General features: G+C 74.9%; 17 protein-coding genes. 3 read left to right on the top strand and 14 right to left on the bottom strand.

Annotated elements, in window-relative coordinates; all coding sequences use genetic code 11:
- Window positions 1–52: 52 nt before the first annotated feature.
- The 6 genes from ACFVVA_RS36695 to ACFVVA_RS36670 all read right to left on the bottom strand — a co-directional run bounded on the left by ACFVVA_RS36695 (window position 53) and on the right by ACFVVA_RS36670 (window position 6,078).
- The gene (locus ACFVVA_RS36695; protein ID WP_387695032.1) at window positions 53–1,321 is read right to left on the bottom strand and encodes a hypothetical protein; all 1,269 of its coding nucleotides are present in this window, start codon (window positions 1,319–1,321) and stop codon (window positions 53–55) included.
- A gap of 91 nt (window positions 1,322–1,412) precedes the next feature.
- A complete protein-coding gene (locus tag ACFVVA_RS36690) occupies window positions 1,413–1,952 on the bottom strand; it encodes a SigE family RNA polymerase sigma factor (protein WP_387695031.1) in 540 nt (179 codons plus the stop codon).
- A 171-nt stretch (window positions 1,953–2,123) separates the two neighbouring features.
- Window positions 2,124–3,395, bottom strand: a complete 1,272-nt coding sequence (gene mycP / locus ACFVVA_RS36685) for a type VII secretion-associated serine protease mycosin (protein WP_387695030.1) — start codon at window positions 3,393–3,395, stop codon at window positions 2,124–2,126.
- A 98-nt stretch (window positions 3,396–3,493) separates the two neighbouring features.
- Complete coding sequence (locus tag ACFVVA_RS36680; protein WP_380544948.1) at window positions 3,494–3,784, bottom strand: WXG100 family type VII secretion target; 291 nt, start codon at window positions 3,782–3,784, stop codon at window positions 3,494–3,496.
- Window positions 3,785–3,904: 120 nt separating this feature from the next.
- On the bottom strand, window positions 3,905–4,210 hold the full coding sequence (locus tag ACFVVA_RS36675) for a WXG100 family type VII secretion target (RefSeq protein ID WP_387695029.1): 306 nt from the start codon (window positions 4,208–4,210) through the stop codon (window positions 3,905–3,907).
- 182 nt (window positions 4,211–4,392) lie between these two features.
- Window positions 4,393–6,078: a type VII secretion protein EccB gene (locus ACFVVA_RS36670; RefSeq protein ID WP_387695028.1), complete on the bottom strand. Its 1,686-nt coding sequence runs from the start codon at window positions 6,076–6,078 to the stop codon at window positions 4,393–4,395.
- A 387-nt stretch (window positions 6,079–6,465) separates the two neighbouring features.
- Between ACFVVA_RS36670 and eccE the strand changes: the two genes are divergently transcribed.
- From eccE to ACFVVA_RS36655, 3 genes are all read left to right on the top strand, one after another.
- Window positions 6,466–7,686, top strand: coding sequence for a type VII secretion protein EccE (eccE, locus tag ACFVVA_RS36665; protein ID WP_359911633.1), 1,221 nt, complete (start codon window positions 6,466–6,468; stop codon window positions 7,684–7,686).
- Complete coding sequence (locus tag ACFVVA_RS36660) at window positions 7,686–8,453, top strand: hypothetical protein (RefSeq protein ID WP_359911636.1); 768 nt, start codon at window positions 7,686–7,688, stop codon at window positions 8,451–8,453. Before eccE ends, ACFVVA_RS36660 begins: the two co-directional genes overlap by 1 nt.
- 131 nt (window positions 8,454–8,584) lie before the next feature.
- Window positions 8,585–10,801 (top strand): AAA family ATPase, encoded by a 2,217-nt coding sequence (locus ACFVVA_RS36655; RefSeq protein ID WP_387695027.1) that lies wholly within the window; start codon window positions 8,585–8,587, stop codon window positions 10,799–10,801.
- Window positions 10,802–10,859: 58 nt separating this feature from the next.
- Here the strand turns inward: ACFVVA_RS36655 and ACFVVA_RS36650 are convergent, their stop codons facing one another.
- From ACFVVA_RS36650 to ACFVVA_RS36615, 8 genes are all read right to left on the bottom strand, one after another.
- Window positions 10,860–11,804, bottom strand: a complete 945-nt coding sequence (locus ACFVVA_RS36650; RefSeq protein ID WP_387695026.1) for a bifunctional riboflavin kinase/FAD synthetase — start codon at window positions 11,802–11,804, stop codon at window positions 10,860–10,862.
- Window positions 11,805–11,869: 65 nt separating this feature from the next.
- On the bottom strand, window positions 11,870–15,523 hold the full coding sequence (locus ACFVVA_RS36645; protein WP_387695024.1) for a serine protease: 3,654 nt from the start codon (window positions 15,521–15,523) through the stop codon (window positions 11,870–11,872).
- Window positions 15,524–15,747: 224 nt separating this feature from the next.
- Window positions 15,748–16,677, bottom strand: a complete 930-nt coding sequence (gene truB, locus ACFVVA_RS36640; RefSeq protein WP_359909139.1) for a tRNA pseudouridine(55) synthase TruB — start codon at window positions 16,675–16,677, stop codon at window positions 15,748–15,750.
- A 35-nt stretch (window positions 16,678–16,712) separates the two neighbouring features.
- On the bottom strand, window positions 16,713–17,816 hold the full coding sequence (locus tag ACFVVA_RS36635; RefSeq protein ID WP_387695023.1) for a bifunctional oligoribonuclease/PAP phosphatase NrnA: 1,104 nt from the start codon (window positions 17,814–17,816) through the stop codon (window positions 16,713–16,715).
- 2 nt (window positions 17,817–17,818) lie between these two features.
- Window positions 17,819–18,259, bottom strand: coding sequence for a 30S ribosome-binding factor RbfA (gene rbfA, locus ACFVVA_RS36630; protein WP_359909144.1), 441 nt, complete (start codon window positions 18,257–18,259; stop codon window positions 17,819–17,821).
- Window positions 18,260–18,412: 153 nt separating this feature from the next.
- The gene (locus ACFVVA_RS36625; protein ID WP_030311386.1) at window positions 18,413–18,709 is read right to left on the bottom strand and encodes a DUF503 domain-containing protein; all 297 of its coding nucleotides are present in this window, start codon (window positions 18,707–18,709) and stop codon (window positions 18,413–18,415) included.
- 152 nt (window positions 18,710–18,861) lie between these two features.
- Window positions 18,862–21,987, bottom strand: a complete 3,126-nt coding sequence (infB, locus tag ACFVVA_RS36620) for a translation initiation factor IF-2 (RefSeq protein WP_387695022.1) — start codon at window positions 21,985–21,987, stop codon at window positions 18,862–18,864.
- A 228-nt stretch (window positions 21,988–22,215) separates the two neighbouring features.
- Window positions 22,216–22,458 carry a YlxR family protein gene (locus ACFVVA_RS36615; RefSeq protein WP_387695021.1) on the bottom strand — a complete coding sequence of 81 codons (243 nt, stop codon included), beginning with the start codon at window positions 22,456–22,458 and terminating at the stop codon, window positions 22,216–22,218.
- Between the last annotated feature and the right edge of the window lie 69 nt (window positions 22,459–22,527).

Raw genomic sequence — 22,527 nt, 5'->3', positions numbered from 1 at the left:
CCACACGGCGGTGCCCCGGGCCTCCCCCAGCCCGGGGCACCGCCGTGTCCCGCTACTTCCCGGGCTTCCACTGCGGGCTGGTGGCGATCGCCCGCAGTTGCGCCGCGGTCATCAGCGGATCGCCCTTCGACGCCAGCGTGACCAGGACCTCCATGCCGTCCGGCCGCATCGCGTCCACGACCAGCACTCCCTTCGGGGCGCTGGCCACCGCGCCGCGCACGAGAAGCTTCGTCCCGTCCGGCAGGGTCTCCGCGTCCTGGTACGACTCCGGTCCCGGCCGGTCGTCGGGGGCCTTCGCCCAGTTCTCGACCGTCAGCGTCAGGGTCCCGGTCCGCCCGCCCCCGGCCAGCTCGAAGTCCGCCCGCAGCTCCCGGTTCCTGCGGTCGGTCACGGTCACCCCGGAGGGCAACAGCCCGGTCAGGACGGTCTCGCGGTCCTGCAGCGACAGGCCCGGGTCGATCGCCTCGGTGTCGACGCCGTCGAACCTGAGGGCCGCGACGACCCGGTCCCAGGACTTGTCCGTGACGACGGCCTTCAGCTGGTCCAGCGTGAGCGGCGGGTTGGGCCGGCTGTCCGGCGCGTCCTTCTCCTGGGGGGAGTTCCACTCGCTGAAGCCGATCAGCCCGCCGTCCGGACGGGCCACCGAGGCGCGCCACTCCTTGGTGGTGGCCCGGTGGTCCGGATACTCGTAGCCCTGGGTGAGCATGAGCTTCGATCCGTCCGGCAGGACGGTGACGGTGCAGGAGTCCAAGGAGGCGATCTTGAGGTTCGTCGGGCAGGTCTGCGGCTGGACGTCCTTGGGGCGGTGCTTCTGGATGCTGAGGCCCATCAGCGACCGGCCCTGGCCATCGTCGAAGACCAGGTTGGCGTCCGCGTAACTCCCCCTGTTCTCGTCCGTTCCATGCCCCTTCGCGTCGGACACCTGGCCCTTGGGCAGCAGCGCCCGGAAGGTGGCCACCATCTCGTCACCGGAGACCACCGTCGGAGCGGAGGACTTCACCGAGGTCGGGGTGGCCGCGGCGGCGGCGCTGCCGGTGGCGTCGGAGGCGGTGGCGTCGGGGGTGGCGCCCGCCGGGGCGGAGGCCGCGCTCACCGAGCCCGCGTCCTTGCCGGCCGGGGCGCCCAGGAACACCGCGCCGGTGCCCACCAGGGCCAGGGCGGCCGCGCCGCCCACCACGGCGGCGGTCGAACGGCGGCGCCAGCGGCGGCGGCCGCGCCGGTAGCCGCCCGCGACCAGGTCCGCCTGTTCGGTGCGGAAGCCTTCGCCCGTACGGGTGAGGGCGTAGAGAAGATCGTCCTCGAACTTGTCCGGTTCGGACATGGGTGTTCACCGTCTCCTTGCGTCGCGGGTTGCGGGAAAGTGCCGTGTCACGGATGGCGGGAAGCGCCGCACGGCCGGGCGCCCGTCGGCCTCAGCGGGCGGCGAGCTCGGCCAGCGAGTCGCCGAGCAGGGCGCGCAGCCGGTTCAGGGCCCTGGTGGTGCGGGTGCGGACGGCGCCGGAGGAGACCCGCATCGCCTCGGCGGTCTCCTCGACGCTGCGGTCCTCCCAGTAGCGCAGCACCAGGACCGCGCGGTCCTTGGGCGGCATCCGGCCGAGCGCGTCGAGGAGGGTCAGCCGCAGGGTGCTGTCGGTGTCGCGTCCCGCCGGCTCCGGCAGGACGTCACTGGGACGCTCGCCGCTGGAACGGCGGCGCTGCTGGGCGAGGAAGATGCGCACCATGACGGTGTGGGTGTAGGCCGCCGGGTTGTCGATCCGGCCCCGGCCGGTGAAGGCGCTGCGCCGCCACAGCACGTACATCCGGCTGAGGGCCTCCTGCACGAGGTCCTCGGCGTAGTGGGTGTCGCCGCTGGTGAGCAGGCAGGCCGAGCGGTACAGGTGGCCGGTGCGGCCGGAGACGAGTTCCAGGAACTCCGCGTCCTTGGCCTCCCGGCCCGCCCCGATCCACCTCATGCGCCCTGCCCCCCGCGGTCCGCCCTCCCTGACACTTCATCGATGCGGCGGGCGGGCGGCGGTGTTACAGGGTCCCGGCGGATTTTCGGTGAGCCCGGCCCGCGCCGGGCACCGGGCGGGCACCGATCGGGCGGGCGTCGGGCGGTCAGGCGGTCAGGCGCCGGCCGGGCGTCAGTCGGCGGACTTGCGCCGGTGGTCGCGCAGCACCACGCCGCCGCCGATCAGCAGGGCCACCAGCAGTGCGCCGACGCCCACGACGTACGTCGCGGTACGGCCGTCGCGGTCGGCCTGGGTCTCGCCGAGGCCCACCGGGCGCGGCACGATCGGCGCGGCGGCGAGCTGCACCGGGGCGTCCGGGGTGGGCTCGTAGGGCGCGTCCTCGGGAGCCTTGGTGACGGCCTTGACCGGGTCCACCACACCCCAGCCGATGAACTTGTCCGGCTCGCGCTGGGTCCGCTGCGCGGTCTGCTCGATCCAGGCCCGCACCTGGGCCGCCTTCCACTTCGGGTGGGCGCTCCTCAGCAGCGCGGCGAGGCCGGAGACGTACGGGGCGGCGAAGCTGGTGCCGTTGTCCACGCACTGGCCGCTCCCCGGCACGGTGGACAGCATGTCGACACCGGGCGCGGCGACCTTCACGAAGCTGCCGTACTGGGAGAACGGCGCGCGCTCGTTGTTGCGGTCGGAGGCGCCGACGGCCAGCACGGTCGGGAAGGCGCCCGGGTAGGTGTCGCCCTCCTTGCCGTCGTTCCCGGTGGAGGCGACCACCACGACGTTGCGCGACTCCGCGTACTCGACGGCGGCCTTCAGGTCCTGGTACCCGCCGAAGCGGGCGTCGCCCGCGCCGCGCACGTCCTGGGAGATGTTGATGACCCCGGCTCCCTTGTCGACCGCCTCCCTGATCGCCTGGACCAGGGTGGAGACGTCGCCGTTGCCGTCGCTGTCGTTCTGCCGGATCGACAGGATCTGGGCGTCGGGAGCCAGTCCGACGAAACCGGTCTGCGGCCTGACCCGGGCGGCGATGATGCCGGCCACCTTGGTGCCGTGACCGACCGGGTCCTCGACGGACGCGCCCTTGACCGGCTCCTTGGTCTCCCGGTTGACCAGCAGGTTGGGGCCCGCCTGGAGCTTGTCGACGAACTTCTGACCGGAGGAGTCGGCCGGGACCTGGCCCGCCAACTGCGGGTTGCCCAGGTCGACCCCGGTGTCGATGACCGCGACCTTCACGCCCACGCCGGTGGCCTTCCCGCCCTGCCACAGCTCGTTGAGCAGCAGCCGCTGGAGCGACCACGGCACGGTCGGCACATCGGGCGCGTTCTTGGGGCAGTCGCCGGCCGCGGCCAGCGCGGGCCCGCCCTCGGCGTACGCCGGGGCGGCGAGCGGGCCGCCCAGCACCGTGAGCGCGGCGATCGCCGCGGCCGCCTTCCGGTACCCGTGTCGGGACACCCTGCCACCCCTCATGTCGTTCACCCGTGCCGCGCGTCGGGGGCGGGTGCCCGGAATCCGGGTACCCGCCCCCTGCCGTTCCTCAAGGAACCCGAACGTCAGCCCCAGAGCTTGGCGTTGGCGTCCTCGGTCGTCCGGTAGCTCTGCGCGGCGTTCTCCAGCGAGGTCGCGATCTGCGCGCAGGCCTGCTGGAGGTCGTTGGCCTTGGCGTCCCACTTGGCCTGGTGGGCCTGGTAGCCCTGCTGGGCGGCACCCTGCCAGCTGGTGGCGATGCGGGTGACGTTGCCCTTGAGGTCGTTCAGCAGGTGGTCGATGCGGCTCGCCGAGGCCTTGACCTCCTCGGCCGCCTGGTGAACGGTCTGGAAGTTGACGAGAATGTGGTCGGACACGTTGTCTCCCTTGACGAGGGTGCGGAGCGCCGCGCGGTCAGTGGCGGACGCTCCGCAGAGCGGTGGAGCGGGGCAGAGCGGCGGTCGGCGCGGGTGCGTCGATCAGCGCGAGTGCGCTGATCAGCCCTGGGCCGAGGAGAACATCGCCTTCTGCTCCTCTTCGGTGCTCGCGTAGTGCTTGGTGGTCAGCTCGATCGCGTGCTTGATCGCGTTCAGCGACTCCTTGAGCGCCGCGATGTCCTCGTTGACCCGGTTCTGCAGGCTCGCGTAGGCCGTCGCGGCCGTGCCCTGCCAACCGCCGGTGATGCCGGAGACCGTGCTGATCAGCTTGTTCTTCTCAGCCTCGATCTTGCCGATGGCCTCTTCGATCTGCTTGGCGAACGCCAGCATCTCCTGCGCGGTCATCGTGAACTGACCCTGAGCCATGCTCCACCGTCCCCCATGAGACAACATTTGCGTGTACGGAGGGCCCTGCGGGCCGACCGCCGCCATCACCGGTGTGATGTCCAGCAGCACTGTAGTCGGCACACGCAACTCGCCCAACATCGATCACCGAGTAGTTACCAGACCATGACACTGAGGCCAATTCGGTTGCCGCGCTTGGCCCGTCAGGCGTTCTGCGGCTGAACGGCGCCCGTCGCCGTCAACGGCGGGCCGGCCGGCACCAGGTTCGACCACTCCTTCGGCACCGGCAGCGGCTTGACCCCCTGGTAGCCCAACCGGGCCTGGTTGCCGCCGGGTTCCTCCGGCTGCTGGCCGGAACCCTGGGCCGTGGCCCCGGGGGTCGGCGTGGCACCGGCCGGCGGGGCCGGCGGCTTCGGGGTGCCGCTCTGACCGGGCTGGGGCGAGGCGCCGGGGCGCGGGCCGCCGTCGCCGTTGGACGGGACGGAGTAGCGCAACCCCGTCTCGGTGATCAGGAAGTCGCTTCCGGAGCCGGCGGCCGAGTGGTCCAGCGAGCGGTAGAACAGTCCGTGACCGGGGGTCACGTACGCCGCCCCGGCACCGTTGTTGTACGGCGCGGGGTACAACGTCCCGGCCCAGACACTGCGCTTGGGCGTGGTGCCGTCCTCGGCGACGCCGTCGTAGGTGCTGCACACGACCATCCGGGCGTCCTGGCGGTCCTGTTGGTTGTTCACCGGCGCGCCGGTCTTCAGCGGCCAGTCCGCCACGGTGCCCTTCAGCGGTGCGTCGACGCCCCACTGGGCGTTGTCGGCCGGGGTCATCTCGTCGCTGCGCGGCTTCTTGTCCTGGTCGTACTTGTAGAGCATCTGGTACGCCGGGTTCTGCCGGATCAGGTCCGCCTGGAACGGCGTGACCAGGTACAGCTGCTCCTTGCCGACCACGTAGTGGCGGTCCTGGTAGTGCACCAGCCGGCCGACCCGGCGGTCGGCCTGGTTGCTCAGCTCCACCTTGGAGTTGGCACCCTGGCTGTCGGCGACCCCGTCGACCGACGGGAAGGTGACCGGGGTGGCGTCCACCAGGGTCTCCAGCCATTCCCGCTTGACCCGCTGCGGCACCGCGTTGGGCCCGAACACCGCGGTGATCAGCGCCTTGCGCTCCCTGTCGTCCGACTGCGGGGTGCCGATCAGGTGCCTGCGGCCCTGCGCGTCCACCAGGTACACCGCCGCGCCCGCGGCGGCCGGCTGACCCGGCACCGGCGCGGCCGAGACCTGCTGCTCGTCGGCCTGCTGCACCAGCAGCAGCTGGTCCGGGCCGAGCATCCGGTCCTTGGCCGCCAGCACCGCCGCGTCCTCGCCGGCCGCCACGAACACCGCCTGGTTGACGGTCTCCTGCTTGTCGTCCGAGCCCGGACGGTCGCACACCGCCCACTTCATCTGCTTGCTCGCGTTGTCCGTGGTCGGCAGCTTGTCCGGCGCGTACGGGATGCCGATCGTCGGCCCGTGGTTCGGGTACCGGTCGAGCACCCCGTCGTCCACCACCACGACCTTGGCGCCCGCGGGCAGCACCAGCCGCGCCGAGGACATGTTGAGCACCTGGTGCAGCCGCTTGGTCTTCTGGTCCTGGTCGATGAGCACCACGTACCGGGTCGTCGACTGCTTGCCCTGGATGATGTTCTTGCCGTCGTCCCACTTCACCGGCGCGCTCGGCTTGAAGACCCCCCAGAGCCCGAACCCGGCCACGAACACCGCCCCGGCCAGCACACTCGGCAGCACCGCCTTCACCGGACGCGGCGCGTCCTCGTCACTGCCGCCGCCGGCGGGCAGCAGGAAGGCCCCCACCGTGCGCTTGCGGGCGAAGGTGTACGCGTTCAGCTCGTCCCGGCGCGATGCCATACCTCGTCGTCCCCCTTGTCAGACGTTGTCGGGCGTTGTCAGACCGACCGGCCCCGTGGTCACCCGCCGGGCACGAACCGGCGCGAACCCTCTACGATGCGGCAGCAGACGGTGAGTACGGTACGGGTACGGTCCGCGACACAGCCAGCCGGGCCGCGACAACGGATCAGAGAGGGCCACCGGGGGATGCCAAGCCAGACCGCTCCAGGACGCCGCCGCAGTACGGGCGGCGGGAGGCCGCGCCGGTCCGGCCGGGCGCAGCACAGCGCGCCGGCGAACGAGACGGGACCGGGGACCGGGACCGCCGGACCGCAGCCGACCGGCAGCGGGGGCGGCGGGGCCGTCCAGGTCCGGGTCAACCCCCGACCGGGGCTGCTCGCAGGGCGGTTGAAGCTCCAACAGCTCGTCCTGGTCGAGGTCGCGGCGGCCCTGGTCGCGGTCGGCTGGACGATCAGCCGACCGGTCGCGGCCGGCTTCGGCGCGGTCGCGCTGGTGCTGCTCGTGCTCGCGCTCGTCCCGGTGCGCGGCCGCACCGTCCCGGAACTGCTGCGGGTCCGCGCCGCCCTCAAGTCCCGCCGCAAGCAGGCCAGGACGCTGCTGCCGCCGGCCGGCACCGACCCGGCGCTGGCGCCGGCCCTGGAGCTCGAACCGGGGCTGCGCACCTGCACCCACGCCACCGAGGCCGAGTTCGGCGGCCGCCCGGTCCGCCGGGAGACCGGCATGGTCGGCGACGGGACCTTCCTCAGCTCGGTGCTGCTCGTCCAGGCCAAGGACCAGCCGCTGCGCCCGGTGCGCACCGCCCTGCCGCTGCCGCTGGACGTGATCTGCTCGGCGCTCACGGTGGACGACATCACCCTGGAGTCGGTGCAGCTCGTCCAGCACACCCAGCCCGCCCCGGCCCAGCACCTGCCCGAGCAGTCGCTGGCCGCCCGCGCCTACCGCGAACTGCCGGACGGCACCGCCACTCCCGGGCTGCGGCTGACCTGGATCGCGCTCAAGCTCGACCCGGAACGCGCGGCGACCGCCGTCCGGGCCCGCGGCGGCGGCGAGGAGGGCGCCCGCAAGGCGCTGCAGCGGGTCACCGACCAGCTGGCCGGCCGGCTCAACAGCGCCGGTTTCAACGCGACCGTGCTGGACGAGCGCGAGCTGATCGCCGCACTGGCCATCGCCACCTGCGCCAACCCGATCGCGGTGGCGGGCCGTCAGGGCACCGGCAGCGGCGGCGGCACCACCCGCCGCACCCAGGAGGGCAACCGGTTCTGGCGGATCGACGACCGCTGGCACACCACGTACTGGATCTCCCGCTGGCCGCAGCTGAGCCGCCCCGGCGGCGCCCCCGGCCGGGTCGCCGCGCCCGACCTGGTCAACCTGATCACCGGCTCCCCGGCCCTCGCCAGCACCTTCAGCCTGACCGCCGGACACGGCACCGGCGGCTCGGTGACGGTCAGCGGGCACGTGCGGGTGACCGGCCGCAACGAGAGCGAGGTCGGCCAGATCGGCCGCCAGGTGGAGAGCCGCGCCCAGAGCACCGGGCTCGGCCTGGTCCGGCTCGACCTGGAGCAGGCCCCCGGCATGCTCGCCACCCTGCCGCTCGGAGGGGCTTCCTGATGGCCTACCAGACCTACCCCACCGCCGGTCCCCAGCCCGGCGCCGAGCAGCGCCGGACCCGGCCGCGGATCCTGCCCGGCTTCGGGCTGCGCGGCCCGCGCCGGGAGAAGCACGTGCTGGAGCCGGCCGACCTCGCGTCGCTGGCCTTCCCGGTCGGCGACGACGGCGTGGTGATCGGCGTCGACCCGCAGGGACTGCCCGCGGTGCTCGGCCTGTTCCGCCCGACCTCGTACGACCTGGTGCTGGTCGGCGGCATGTGGACGGCGCAGGTCATCGCGCTGCGGGCGGCCGCGATCGGCGCCCGCGTCGCGGTGGAGACCGCCCGCGGACAGCTGTGGGGTCCGATGGCCCAGGCGGCCGGCGGCGGCCAGCCGTGCGTGACGGTCCACCAGGTCGGCCGGCTCGGCCCGCAGGGCGCCTCGGTGGCCTCGCCGGTGCTGGTGGTGCGCGACCTCGGCGCCCGCCCGCCGCGCAGCCGGCTCTCCGCCGCCCCCTGGCAGACCACCCTGACCCTGCTGCCCTACCTGGGCCCGAACGCCTCCCGGGTGCTGAACGCGGCCGACCTGGTCGGCGTGCAGCGGATCTCGCCGCAGGAGGCGGAACTGACCGGCCGGATCCTGTCGCTGCCGCCGGAGGACGTGGCCGCCCTGCCCACCCTCGGCGACGACCTGACCCTGTGGGCCACCAGGATGCGCCGCCAGTACGTACGGGCCGTGGCCGGGCAGGCCGAACAGCAGGTGCTCGGCGGGCCGCGCCGGATGGACTGAGCGCCGGCTCGCCGCACCGGGCGGGCCGGCGGGGATGCGAAGCCGCCTTCAACGGGGGTTGCCGTACGGCCTAGTCTTTGATGTGGCAACGGCACCGCTGAACAAGCGGCGGCGAACACGAGGGAGCCAGAGTGAGCAGCGATCGGGACGGCGTCTACGTCGGCGACAACGCGGCGGAGGACGACGACGACTGGTCGGACGCGCCTGACTACACTCCCCCGTCCTGGTACGTCCAGACCGAGCCCGCGGCGGCCGCGAACGCACCGGCGGCGGGCGCTCCGGCTCCGCACGCACCGGCTCCGAACACACCGGCTCCGCACGCACCGGAGGCGGTCGCTCCGACGGCTCCGGGCGCTGCCGCTGCGGCCGCGACCGCGGCACCCGGTGCCCCGACGCCCGCCGCCGCTCCGGCGCAGGCCCAGCAGGCCCCGGCTCCGGTGCCCGCTCCGGCGCAGCAGCAGGCCCAGGCTCCGGTGCCCGGCCAGGCCGCGCCCCCGGCGGCCGGGGCCGTACCGGCCGCGGTCCAGGCTCCGGCACCCTCGCCGGCACCCGCTCCCCTGCCCGCGGCGCCCGCCCCGCCGGTGCAGGCCGAGGCGCAGCACGTCCCCTTCCCGGCGCCCTCCCCGACTCCGCCGGTCCCCGAGCAGCCTCAGCCCGGTGCCCCGGCGTGGGCGCTGCCGGAGACCGCGGCGCCGCAGCCCGTCCCGCAGCCCTACCCGGCGCCGCCCGCCATGACCGCCGCGACCGCGGCGCCGGGACAGCCCGTCCAGCCGGGCCAGCCGCAGAACTTCGCGCAGCCGCCGGTCCACCCGGTCCAGCCGGCCCCGCCGCAGCACCCCCAGGACCCCCAGGGCCCGGCGGCGACCTGGGACCCGCAGGCCGCGTGGGCGGCCCAGCAGGCCCAGCAGGCGCAGCAGGCCGCCGTCCCGCCGCAGCCCGGTCCGGTGCCGCAGCCCGGCCCGGTGGACCCGCGCCAGGGCGGCTGGCCGCAGCCCGCCGCGTACCAGCAGCCGGCCCAGCCGCACCCAGGCCCGCCGGGCCAGCCCGTGCCCGGCCAGCCCCAGCCGCAGCCGTGGCAGCAGCAGCCGCAGGCCCCGCAGCCCAGCGCGTTCCAGCAGGCCGCCGCCCCGCAGCAGACGGCGCACGGCGCGCCGCTCGGCTACACCGCCGCCGTCGAGCTGTCCTCGGACCGGCTGCTGCGCAGCCAGCCCAAGCAGCAGCGCCAGCAGCCGCGCTTCCAGTTCGGCGGCAAGGCCGCGGCGGCCGAGAAGGCCCGCCGGCTGGAGATCATCCGCACCCCGGTGCTGAGCTGCTACCGGATCGCCGTGATCAGCCTCAAGGGCGGTGTCGGCAAGACCACGACCACCACCGCGCTCGGCGCGACCCTGGCCAGCGAGCGCCAGGACAAGGTGATCGCGATCGACGCCAACCCGGACGCGGGCACCCTGGGCCGCCGGGTCAAGCGCCAGACCGGCGCGACCATCCGCGACCTGGTGACGGCCATCCCGCACCTGCGCAGCTACATGGACATCCGTCAGTTCACCTCGCAGGACCTGAACTCGGGCCTGGAGATCCTGGCGAACGACGTCGACCCGGCGGTCTCGACCACCTTCAACGACTCGGACTACCGCCAGGTGATCGACGTGCTGGGCCGCCAGTACCCGATCATCCTGACCGACTCCGGCACCGGTCTGCTGTACAGCGCGATGCGCGGCGTGCTGGACCTGGCCGACCAGCTGATCATCGTCTCGACCCCCAGCGTGGACGGCGCCTCCAGCGCCTCGACCACCCTGGACTGGCTCTCCGCGCACGGTTACGCGGACCTGGTGCAGCGCAGCATCACGGTGGTCTCCGGGGTGCGCGAGACCAGCAAGATGATCAAGGTCGAGGACATCGTCGCGCACTTCCAGACCCGCTGCCGCGGCGTGGTCGTGGTGCCGTTCGACGAGAGCCTGGCGGCCGGTGCCGAGGTCAACCTCGACATGATGCGGCCCAAGGTCCGCGAGGCCTACTTCGATCTGGCCACCCTGGTCGGCGAGGACATCGTCCGGGCCCAGCAGGCCGCCGCCCAGCAGGCCGGCTGGCAGCAGCAGGCCCAGGCCCAGGCCCAGTCGGCCTACCAGCAGTCGAGCGGCCCGCAGCCGTACGCCGACCCGCAGCAGCAGCCCCAGCCGTACCCGCAGCAGGCCGGCCAGCCCGCCCCGGGGGCGCCGTGGGCGCCGCAGCCCGGCCAGGCCCCGCCGCCCCCGCCCGGGTACGGCTACCCGCAGCAGCCCGCTCCCGGGGCGCCCTGGGGGCAGCAGCCGGGACCGGGCTACGGCTACCCGCAGCAGGCTCCCCAGCAGTGAAACCGCGGAAGGGGCCCACCGACCTGCTGTCGGTGGGCCCCTTCCGGCGTTGCGGCGCTCAGACGCCGTCGGTCAGCTCACGGGCCCGCTTGACGTCGTCGGCCATCCGGTCCAGCAGCGCGTCGATGGAGTCGAACTTCTCCATCCCCCGCAGGTAGGCCAGGAAGTCCACGGCCACGTGCATCCCGTACAGGTCCAGGCCGACCCGGTCGATGGCGTAGGCCTCCACGGTGCGGGCGGTGCCGTCGAAGGTCGGGTTGGTGCCGACCGAGATCGCCGCCGGCATCCGCTCGCCGTCCGCGGTCAGCCAGCCCGCGTACACGCCGTCGGCCGGGATCGCGCTGTGCGGCACGGTCTCGACGTTGGCCGTCGGGTAGCCCAGCTCGCGGCCGCGCTGCGCGCCGCGCACCACCACGCCCTCGACCCGGTGCGGGCGGCCCAGCACCTCGCCCGCGCCGGCCATGTCCCCGGTCTCGACCAGCCGGCGGGTCAGGCTGGAGGAGAACGGCTCGCCGGCCCCGGCCGTACCGCACACCTGGAGGTCGACCACCTCGACCTCGAAGTCGTCCGCCCGGCCCAGCTCGCCGAGCAGCGCGACGTTCCCGGCGGCCCGGTGGCCGAAGCGGAAGTTGGGGCCCTCGATGACGACCCGCGCGCGCAGCGCGTCCACCAGCACCTGCCGGACGAAGGTCTCCGGGGACTCCTGGGAGAACTCCGTGGTGAACGGCAGCACCAGCACCGCGTCCACGCCCAGCTCCGCGATCAGCTCGGCGCGGCGCGGGTGCGGCGCGAGCAGCGGCGGGTGGCTGCCCGGCCGGATGACCTCGCGCGGGTGCGGGTCGAAGGTCACCACGACCGCCGGGAGACCGAGTTCGCGGGCCCGCTCGACCGCCCGCCCGATGATCAGCTGATGCCCGCGGTGCACCCCGTCGAACGAGCCGATGGTGACGACGCTGCGTCCCCAGTCCCCGGGGATCTCCTCCAGGCCACGCCAGCGCTGCACCTGACCGCTCCTTGTTCCGTACGGCGCGTACCCTCTGTACGCTCAAACGCTCAAAACCCGAACCCCTATAGCGTGCCATGCGCCTGCCCCGGCTCAGGCACCGGAATACGGGTTGAGCCCGCCGAGGGCCCCGCCGACCGCCCGGACACGGCCCGCTCGGCCTCGGCGGCGGCGTACTGAGGGTCCCGTCCGGCCGCCGTCAGGGCCCGCATCCGGGCCAGTCGGGGGCCGTCCGGGGCGGTCGGCGCGGCGCCGGACGGCCAGCGGGCGAGCAGCCGGGCGAAGGCCGCCGACCGCCCGGCGCAGCGCACCAGCAGCTCGTCCGCGCCCGGCAGCCCCGGGATGGCCCGGGCCAGCACCGCCCGGGCCCGGGCGGGATTCTCGGCCGCGCAGTGCTCGGCGAGCCCTTCCACGGCGGCGGTCAGCACCACCGGGTCGGCCTCGGTGGCGAGCAGGGTGTCCAGCAGCTCGCAGCGCAGCGCGTCCGCCGCCGGGTCGGCCACCGGGACGGACAGCACCTCGGCGAACGGCCGCCGGACCTCCGCCCCGCGGGCGGCCAGCGCGACGCCGAGCAGCACCCGCAGCTCCAGCCGGTCGGCCGGGCCGACGGCGCCGGCGCGCCCCAGCCGGCGGCCGAGGTAGTCGACGGCGACCGGCCCGGCCGGCGCCGGGTCCGTCCGCAGCAGCCCGGCGGCCAGCTCGGCGCCCCGCCGCACGGCCGCCGGGGCGGTGGCGTCGGCGAGCACCCGCAGCGTCTCGGCGAGGGCCGCGCCGGGGCCGGCCGAGCGGTCGGCGAACGCGGCCAGGACGGGCTCCGGGTCGCTCTCCAGGGCCGGGGCGAGCGCCCGCGGGGTGAGGAAGGCGTCGCCGCCGGCCCGGAGCCGGGCGAGGGCGGCCGGCAGGTACGCGGAGCGGGTCGCCGGGTCACCGACCAGCAGTGCCAGCGCGGCCCCGTGCAGGCCGGGCTCGTCCTCCCGGGCGAGCAGGGTCAGCGCGGTGTACCGCAGCAGCTCCGTCCCGGCACCGGAGGCGTACGGGGCGGTCCGCAGCGCGTGCACGGCGGCCGCGACGTGCCGTTCGGGCCTCCGGTCGTGGCTCCAGCGGTCCACCGCTCGGCAGAGCGCGGACGGCTCCTCGGCGGCGAGCACGGTCAACAGCGCGTCCGCCCTCGGGTGCGCGGCCGCGGCCAGCGCGTCGGCCAGCTCGTCCAGGGCGAGCCGGCGGTGGGCGCGCAGCAGGTCGTGGGCGACGTCGGCGACGGTGCGGCCGGGCCGCCCCGGCAGGCCGCGCACGTCCTCGAACCAGGCGCAGAGCAGCGGGAACACCGCGACCGGGTCGGCGCGCAGCCGCTCGGCCACCGCGGCGAGGTAGCGCTGCCCGGGGCCGTCGGCGGGCATCAGGCGGCGCAGCAGGTCGAGTTCGGCCTCGACGGGCAGGCCGAGGCCGGTCCAGAAGCCCGGCCCGAAGCGGCCGAGCCCGGCCGCCCGGAGCCCCGCCGGGCCCGCCCGTTCGGCGATCCGGGACGCCAACTGGTCGAGCAGTGCCCGGTGTTCGGCCGGGTCCGGGCCGACGGCCAGACCCGCGGCGAGCAACCCGGCCGCCCACCAGGCGGGTTCACTGCCCGGCGGGCGGAGGTCCAGGGCGCGCCAGATCCGGTGCAGCCACGGGTCGAGGGCGCCGGCGCCCCAGGTCTCGGCCACCCGGCGCAGCGCGGCGACGACCGGGCCGATCCGGTGCCGGGGGACGGCGCTCGCCCCGGCGGCCGGCTCCCCCGCGCGGTGGCCGCCGGGCTCCTCCGGCTCGTCGGCCGGCCAGGGCGGGGTGTCCTCGGCCTCGCCGAGCAGCAGCCGCAGCGCCGCGTCCAGGTCCAGGTGCCGGCCCTGCAGCCAGTCCGCGAACTCCCCGTGCGCGAAGCGGAATCCGGGCCCGGCCGGGACGAACAGGCCCTCGGCGAGCACCGCCGCGGCCCAGCCGCCCTCGACCGGGAACAGCTCCTCGAAGACGGCGTGGTCCAGCCCGCCGTCCGACCGGTCGCCGAGCATCCGCCGGGCCGCCTCGTGCACCCGCCCGGCCACCGCCGCCGCGAGCCGGCGCACCCGCCGGTGCCGCGGCGTGCCGGGCCGCACCGCGCCCCGGCGGTGGGCGCCCGGGCGGCGCGGCCGAGCGTCCTCGGCCAGCCGCTGGGCCACCCGCAGGCAGCGCAGGTCCAGGAAGGCGCCGAACAGGTCGCCCCGGCGCACCGGCCCGTCGTGCAGCCCCTGGGCCCACAGCTCCCCGGCCAGCCGGACGGCCAGCGGGTGCCGGGCGTCCTCGGCGGCGGCCGGGTGCCCCGGGGGCAGCCCGTACCGGCGGCGGACCCGCTCGGCCGCCTCGGGGGGCAGCGGGCCGAGCCGCTGTCCGGCCAGGCTCGGCCCGCCGTGGCCGCGGCCGTCCATCCGCACGGTGGGGGCGCTGCCCAGGTCCCCGTGCGGGTGCGGCTCCTCCGTCCGGCGGGGGCCCGGGGTGCCGCTGCCCCAGGTCTCGGCCGCGAGCAGTTCCCACAGCTCCTCCCCGCAGGCCGTCACCAGCCGGGCCCCACAGCCGGTCAGCCACTGGCCGGCGCCGCGCAGCCAGCGCGCGTCCACCGGCAGCGGGGCCTCCTCGGGGCCGTCCAGGACCACCAGCAGCGGCCGGCCGGCCGCCGCGCACAGCGCGGCCACCGGCTCGGGCGCGGGCGCCGGGGTGCCGAGTCCGGCCGCCGCGGCGGCCAGCGCCCGCTGCACCGGCTCGGCGAGCGACCGGTCGTCGGCGTGCAGGTCGGCGCCGCGCAGCCAGAGGGTGGGCAGCGGGTGGGCGCCGCCGTGGCGGCGGGCGGCGAGGGCGGCCAGTTCGGTGGTGCGCCCGCTGCCGGGGGCACCGACCAGCACGGTGACGGTCGCGGCCGGAGCGTCCCCGGCCAGGCCGTCCGGCCGGTCCACCCGGTCGGCGGCCAGGTGGGCCACCCGGCCCGGCCCGGCACCGGCCGCCGTCACCTGGGCGGCGGTCAGCCGCAGAACCCCGGCCAGGTTGAGCGCCGGGCCGTAGCCGGGCACCGCGGCCGCGTTGCCCGCCAGCAGCCCGGCCAGCGCCTCGGCTCCGCCCGTCCGGTCCGACGGGCCCGCCCCCACCCCCACCGCCACGGCCCCCACCGCCACGGCCGGCAGCGCCCCGCCGTGCCGGGGCCCGCCCAGGGCGGGCGCGGCCAGGGCGACCACCGCCCCGCTGCGGGCGTCCAGCACCGGCGAGCCGGCCGGTACCGCGACCCCGCCGACCACCGGCACGTCCAGCAGCAGCACCCCGCCCAGCCGGTGCCCGCGGTACGCCGCCGCAGTGACCCCGAGCAGCCCGCAGCGCAGCGCGACCACCCGGCCGTCCTCCCCCGCCAGCGCGGGCAGCAGCACCTCCCGCGCGGCCGCGGCGGGGGCCAGCGGCAGCGGCGGCACCGGCAGCCCGCCGACCGCCTCGGTGCGCAGCAGGGCGAGGCCGTACCCGGGCAGGGGCAGCACGGCGTCCGGGCCGAGCACCCTGGTCTGCCCGCCGGGGGTGTGCAGCACGATCCGGTCCAGGCCGGCCACGCTCTCGTGCACCGTCAGCACGCTCCCCTGCGGGTCGGCGACGAACCCCAGGCCGTGCAGCCGCCCGTCGAGGTCGCGGATCCGCAGCAGGTACCGCCCCGGATCGCCCTCCGGAAACCCCGGCATCCCGTACCCCTTCGGCCGTCGCTCGCTCGCCGTCGGGAGCCTGCCCGCCGGAGCGGCGCCCCGACCGCGCCCGCGCCGCTCACCACGGGCGTTCGCTCCGCGCGCTCCCTCGTGCGGGTGAAGGTGCGGCGGGAACGGCGGAGCCCCCGTCGGGATGACTCCCGACGGGGGCTCCGAACAGCGATGGCTCCGAACAGCGATGGGGCCGAACAGCGGTGGGGCCGTCAGCCGACGAAGACCGCGACCGGCTTCGCCTGCCCGCCCTTCTCCTCGACCAGCGCGAGGAAGCGCCCGTCCGGCCCGTACACCGCGATCGGCCCGTCCACGCCCATCCCGGGCGCCTTCAGCCGGGCGCCGTGCGACAGCTTCTGCGCCGAGGCCTCGTCCAGGTCCCAGCGCGGGAAGGCGGCCGCCGCGGCCTCCGCGATCGGCAGCACCTCCAGCCCCTTGGCGTCCTCGCCGGTGACCTCGGCCTCCAGCTGCTCCAGGGTGCGCGCCGACTCCACCCCGTACGGCCCCACCTTGGTGCGCCGCAGCGCGGTCAGGTGGCCGCCGACGCCGAGCCCGGCGCCCAGGTCCCGGGCCAGCGCCCGGATGTAGGTGCCGGAGGAGCACTCGACGGTGACGTCCAGGTCGATCACCGGCGTGCCGTCCTCGGCGACCGCCGCGCGCTGCTCGTGCACGGTGAAGGAGTGGATCGTGGTCGGCCGGGCCGCGAGCTCGAAGTCCTCGCCCTCGCGCACCCGGGCGTACGAGCGCTTGCCGTCGATCTTGATCGCGCTGACCTTGGACGGCACCTGCATGATCTCGCCGGTGAGTGCCGCGATCCCGGCGTCGATCGCCTCCCGGGTGACGGCGTCGGCCGGGGCCGAGGAGGTGACCTCGCCCTCGCGGTCGTCGGTGACGGTGGTCTGGCCGAGCCGGACGGTCGCCTCGTAGGTCTTGGCGGTGAGCATCAGGTGGCCGAGCAGCCGGGTGGCCCGCTCGATGCCGATCACCAGCACGCCGGTGGCCATCGGGTCCAGGGTGCCGGCGTGTCCGACCTTCCGGGTTCCGGCCAGCCACCGCAGCTTGGCGACGACCCCGTGCGAGGTGATGCCCTCGGGCTTGTCGACGATCACCAGGCCGTCCGGGCCGGTGCCTTTGCGCTTCATCGGGTTCTTTCTCTCAACAACATCAGCAGAGATGATCAACGTACCGGTCGCAGCGCGCCCCGGAACCGCTCGACCACCGCGGCCACGTCCTCCCGGACGCTGAATCCGGCCGCGTGGACGTGCCCACCGCCGCCCAGTTCGGCGCAGGCCGCGGCGACGTCCACCACGCCCCGGGAGCGCGAGGAGCCGCGCAGCGTGCCGTCCGGGTCCTGCTTGAGCACCAGCGCCACCTCGGCCTCGGCCGGGCGGCGCAGGATGTCGATCAGTCCCTCGATCTCCTCGACCGTGACGCTGAACAGCGCGAGGTCCTGGTACGGCACCCAGGTCCACACCAGCCCCAGCCCGTCGGCCGCCTCCGGCTCGTAGACGGCCCGGTCGAGCGCGCCCGCGAGCACCTTGAGGTAGCCGAAGGACGAGGTGTCCCACAGCTGCCGGGAGATCAGGTCGTGCCGGATGCCGGTGGCCAGCAGCCGGGCGGCCAGCTCGTGGGTGGCGGGCGTGGTGGCCCGGTACTTGAACGAACCGGTGTCGGTGGCCACACCCGTGTAGAGGCAGGTGGCCAGCTCCTCGTCCAGCTCGACGCCGAGCCGGCGCAGCAGCTCGTCGACCAGCACGGCGGTGGCCGGAGCGGTCGGGTCGATCAGCTGGTGGGTGCCGAAGCCCGGGTTGGAGGCGTGGTGGTCGAACACCACCAGCACGGGCGCGGCGAAGGCCTTGTCGTGCAGCAGGCCGAGCCGGCTCTCCGCGGCCACGTCGAAGCAGAGCACCAGCTCGGGCACGTCCGGCACCGCGGCGGCCGGCACGATCAGCTCCTGGCCGGGCAGGAAGACCAGCGACTCGGGCACGATCTGCGGGTCGTCGCCGAAGGAGACCCGCACCTGCTTGCCGAGCGCGCGCAGCGCCAGCGCGGCCGCCAGCGAGGAGCCCAGCGCGTCGCCGTCCGGGCAGATGTGGCAGATCAGGTCGATCGAACGGGCCCGCCCGATCTCCGCCACCACCTGCTGCCAGATCAGCTCGAACCCGCTCTCCTCGGTGCGCGGGCCCGGGAGCGCCGCGAGGGCACCCTCCACCGTGCTGGTGGAGGACGCCCCCGTGGTCGATCCGGCTCGCGGGGCGGCCCGCGCCGGCTCACCCGCCATGACTACTCGTCCTCGTCGTCACGCTCGGACGCCGGAACCCGGTACGGGTCCGCGCCGCCGGCGTAGTCCGCCCCCGCGGCCTGGGTGCGCACGGCCGCGTCCGAGGTGCGGGCCCGGTCGAGCAGGTCGTCGATGTTCCGGGCGTTGTCCGGCAGCGCGTCCGCGACGAAGGTCAGCGTCGGCGTGAAGCGCACGCCGATCTTGCCGACCTCGGAACGGATCACGCCCTTGGCGCTCTCCAGCGCGGCCGCGGTGGCCTCGCGCTCGGTCTCGTCACCGAAGACGGTGTAGAAGACGGTGGCCTCGCGCAGGTCTCCGGTCACCCGGGTGTCGGTGATGGTCACGAACCCCAGACGGGGGTCCTTGATCCGCCGTTCCAGGGTCTGGGCGACGACCACCTGGATGCGGTCGGCGAGCTTGCGCGCCCTTGCGGTGTCGGTCACGTTGCCTCCTCGTGCAGTGGGCCCGGTACCCGGGTGAGCTGCGCACCCGTCGGGGCCCACGCCCCAAAGTACCGGCCCGCGCCCGGCCTTGCGGGCGCTCTCGGTCCTGATCCGTGTGAGAACGGCGACTTCCGCCGGCCGGCTCCACGGGCCTCATTCATCGTCGTCGTTGTGGTAGCGCCTCCTCGCGGAGAGGAGTTGCACCTCGGGGCGGCCGGCGACCAACCGCTCACAGCTGTCCAGGACCTCGGTGACGTACCCGGCTTCGCCGGCCACCACCGCCAGACCGATCTCGGCCCGGCGGTGCAGGTCCTGGTTCCCGGTCTCGGCAGCGCACACGCTGTACTTGCGCTGCAGTTCGGCCACGATGGGCCGCACGATCGAACGCTTCTCCTTGAGCGAGTGGACGTCGCCCAGCAGCAGGTCGAAGGTGAGTGTTCCCACGAACATGTATGACAGGTCTCGCCGACCTGGAAGGCCTCGGGGAGCAGCCCGGAACCGGGCCGGCTCCGCTGTGTCCGACTACTCCCCGGACCCTACACAGCGAGACCGGGGCCGGTCGACGGAAATACCACCCGTCGACCGGCCCCGGCTGACACCGACTAGGCGCGCGGCTTCTCGCGCATCTCGTAGGTCTCGATGATGTCCTCGACCTTGATGTCGTTGAACGACCCCAGGGTGACACCGGCCTCGAAGCCCTCGCGGACCTCGGTCGCGTCGTCCTTGAAGCGGCGCAGACCCTCGATCGAGAGGTTCTCCGCCACGACCTTGCCGTCGCGGATGAGGCGGGCCTTGGCGTTGCGGCGGATGATGCCGTCGCGGACCAGGACACCGGCGATGTTGCCGAACTTGGAGGAGCGGAAGACCTCGCGGATCTCCGCGGCGCCGAGGCGCACCTCCTCGTACTCCGGCTTGAGCATGCCCTTGAGGGCGTTCTCGATCTCCTCGATCGCCTGGTAGATGACCGAGTAGTACCGGACGTCCACGCCTTCCTTGTCGGCCGCGGCGCGCGCACGGCCTTCGGCGCGCACGTTGAAGCCGATGATGATGGCGTCCGAGCCCATCGCCAGGTCCACGTCGGACTCGGTGATGGCACCCACACCGCGGTGCAGGACCCGGAGCTCGACCTCCTCGCCGACGTCCAGCTTGACCAGGGCGTCCTCAAGGGCCTCGACCGAACCGGAGACGTCACCCTTGATGATGAGGTTGAGCTGCTCGATGGAGCCGGCGGCGATGGCCTTGTCCAGGTCCTCCAGGGACACCCGGACCCGACGCTGCGCGAAGGCGGCGTTGCGGTCGCGGGCCGAGCGCTTCTCGGCGATCTGACGGGCGGTGCGGTCCTCGTCGACGACGATGAAGCTGTCGCCGGCACGGGGCACCGAGGTCAGACCGAGCAGCAGCACCGGACGGGACGGGCCGGCCTCGGCGAGGCTGTTGCCGTTCTCGTCCAGCATCGCGCGGACGCGGCCGTAGGCGTCGCCCACGACGATCGAGTCGCCGACGCGGAGGGTACCGCGCTGCACGAGCACGGTCGCCATGGCGCCGCGGCCCTTGTCCAGGTGCGCCTCGATGGCGATACCCTGCGCGTCCTGCTCGGGGTTGGCCCGCAGGTCCAGCGAGGCGTCCGCGGTCAGGACCACGGCCTCCAGCAGCTGGTCGATGTTCAGGCCCTGGCGCGCGGAGATGTCGACGAACATGGTGTCGCCGCCGTACTCCTCGGCCACCAGACCGAACTCGGTCAGCTGGCCGCGGACCTTGGTCGGGTCGGCGCCCTCGACGTCGATCTTGTTGACGGCGACCACGATCGGCACACCCGCGGCCTTGGCGTGGTTCAGCGCCTCGACCGTCTGCGGCATGACACCGTCGTTGGCCGCGACCACCAGGATCGCGATGTCGGTGGACTTGGCACCACGGGCACGCATGGCGGAGAACGCCTCGTGACCCGGGGTGTCGAGGAAGGTGATCGGGCGCTCTTCGCCGTTCACGACCGTCGCCACCTGGTAGGCACCGATGTGCTGGGTGATGCCACCCGCCTCACCGGCCACCACGTTGGACTTGCGGATCGCGTCCAGCAGGCGGGTCTTACCGTGGTCGACGTGACCCATGACGGTGACGACCGGCGGGCGCGGGGCCAGCTGGTCCTCGTCGCCCTCGTTGGCACCGAAGTCGATGTCGAACGACTCCAGCAGCTCGCGGTCCTCGTCGTCCCGGCTGACGATCTCCAGGACGAAGCCCATCTCGTCCGCCAGCAGCTGCAGCGTGGCGTCGGAGACCGACTGGGTCGCGGTGACCATCTCACCGAGGTTGAACATGACGGAGACGAGCGCGGCCGGGTTGGCGTTGATCTTCTCCGCGAAGTCCATCAGCGAGGCGCCGCTCGACAGGCGAACGGTCTGGCCGTTGCCGCGAGGCAGCATCACACCGCCGACGGACGGGGCCTGCATGGCCTCGTACTCCTGGCGCTTCGCCCGCTTCGACTTGCGACCGCGAGCCGGGCGACCGCCCGGGCCACGACCGAAGGCACCCTGCGTGCCACCACGGGCACCCGGGCCACCGGGACGACCGCCGAAGCCGCCGGGACGCGGGCCGAAGCCACCGCCACCGCCGGGGGCGCCGCCACCGGGACGCGGACCGCCGAAGCCACCGCCACCGGCCGGACGCGAGCCCGGACCGGCCGGACGGCCCTGGAAGCCCGGACGGGCACCGCCGGCACCCGGACCACCCGGACGGCCGCCGGGGCCACCCGGACCACGGCCACCCGGACCCGGACGCGGGCCGGCCGGACGCTGCGGCATCATGCCCGGGTTCGGGCGAGGCATGCCGGACGGGGTCGGACCACCGGGACGCGGCGCGGCCGGACGCGGCATGCCGTCGGGACGCGGGGCACCACCCGGACGGGGGGCACCGGCACCCGGAGCACCGGCGGGACGCGGACGGTCGCCACCGGGACGCGGGGCACCACCCGGACGGGGAGCACCGGCACCCGGAGCACCACCCGGACGGGGGGCACCGGCACCCGGAGCACCGGCGGGACGCGGACGGTCGCCACCGGGACGCGGACGGTCGCCGCCCTGGGCGCCGCCCGGACGCGGAGCACCGCCCTGACCGCCCTGACGGCGGTCACCGGGGCGGCCCATGCCGGTCGCGCTGCCCGAGGTGAACGGGTTGTTGCCCGGACGCGGACCGGCCGGACGCGGGCCCGGACGGGCACCGCCGGTGGCCTGGCCACTGGGGCGCGGGGCCTGGGCGGCCGGACGCGGGGCGTCACCGGCCGGAGCCGGCGAGGAGAACTCGGCCGCGGGCGCGGCCGGGGCCGCCGGAGCGGCGGGACGTGCGGCCGGGCGCGGGCCCGGAGTCGGCGCACCCGGAGCCGGCGTGGCCGGCTTCGGGGCGGCGGGGGCGGCCGGCGCGGAAGGCGCGGCGGCAGCCGGGGTCGGACGGGGACCAGGGGTCGCGCTGGGGCGCGGACCCGGGGTCGGGGCCCCCGGCTTCGGGGAACCCGAGCCGGCAGCGGGGGAGGGCGCCGCGGACTTCCGCGGGCCCGGCTTGGCGGCGGAACCACCAGTGGGGGCCACACCAAGCGCGTCAGTCAGCTTGCGCACGACCGGCGCCTCGATCGTCGAGGACGCCGAACGGACGAACTCACCGAGCTCGGTGAGCTTGGCCATGACGGCCTTGCTCTCCAAGCCAAGCTCCTTGGCGAGTTCATAAACCCGGACCTTAGCCACTTCACTCCTGTCTATGAGTCCGGGGGTCTCGTCCGCCGGACTGTCGCTACTTCATGGGCGTACCCATCGCGTACTCATCGCGTACTCATCGAGAGCTCATCGCAATCTCGACCTACTTCCACATCGCGAGGTACCTGACTGGTGCACGGCGCGCGGCTTCCCGAGCGCTGTGCTTGTTGCGGTGGTTCTCCGCCGCGCGAGCGGCGGCCGTCGCGGGAGGCGGCCCTGCTACGAGGCTTCGCCCGCCCGCTCCCCGATGAACCCGCGGAGCCGCTCGGTGTCGAGCGTGCCCTGGAGCCGGAAGGCCCGGGGGAACGCCCGACGGCGGACCGCGAGGTCGAGGCAGGTCGGATCGGGGTGCAGATGAGCGCCCCGGCCCGGGAGTGCGCCACGGGGATCAGGGACGCACTCGCCCTCGACCGCCGTGACACGCAACAGCTGGTGCTTGGCCGCGCGCTTGCGGCAGCCCACGCAGGTGCGTTCCGGGCGTGCTCGGACATGCGTCCGGCCAGACGAAGGCAAGTCTACCCCTCCGAAGCG

The organism is Kitasatospora sp. NPDC058048 (assembly GCF_042885555.1).
Lineage (GTDB): Bacteria > Actinomycetota > Actinomycetes > Streptomycetales > Streptomycetaceae > Kitasatospora > Kitasatospora lactacystinica.
Note: the sequence above shows the minus strand (reverse complement) of the source record. Positions and strands in the feature narration are given on the sequence as shown.

Coding starts and splice junctions, on each gene's coding strand:
- ACFVVA_RS36695 (WP_387695032.1), bottom strand. CDS start 1,321: ATGTCCGAACCGGACAAGTTCGAGGACGATCTTCTCTACGCCCTCACC.
- ACFVVA_RS36675 (WP_387695029.1), bottom strand. CDS start 4,210: ATGGCTCAGGGTCAGTTCACGATGACCGCGCAGGAGATGCTGGCGTTC.
- ACFVVA_RS36635 (WP_387695023.1), bottom strand. CDS start 17,816: ATGGCGGGTGAGCCGGCGCGGGCCGCCCCGCGAGCCGGATCGACCACG.
- ACFVVA_RS36645 (WP_387695024.1), bottom strand. CDS start 15,523: ATGCCGGGGTTTCCGGAGGGCGATCCGGGGCGGTACCTGCTGCGGATC.
- truB (WP_359909139.1), bottom strand. CDS start 16,677: ATGAAGCGCAAAGGCACCGGCCCGGACGGCCTGGTGATCGTCGACAAG.
- ACFVVA_RS36670 (WP_387695028.1), bottom strand. CDS start 6,078: ATGGCATCGCGCCGGGACGAGCTGAACGCGTACACCTTCGCCCGCAAG.
- ACFVVA_RS36660 (WP_359911636.1), top strand. CDS start 7,686: ATGGCCTACCAGACCTACCCCACCGCCGGTCCCCAGCCCGGCGCCGAG.
- ACFVVA_RS36625 (WP_030311386.1), bottom strand. CDS start 18,709: ATGTTCGTGGGAACACTCACCTTCGACCTGCTGCTGGGCGACGTCCAC.
- ACFVVA_RS36690 (WP_387695031.1), bottom strand. CDS start 1,952: ATGAGGTGGATCGGGGCGGGCCGGGAGGCCAAGGACGCGGAGTTCCTG.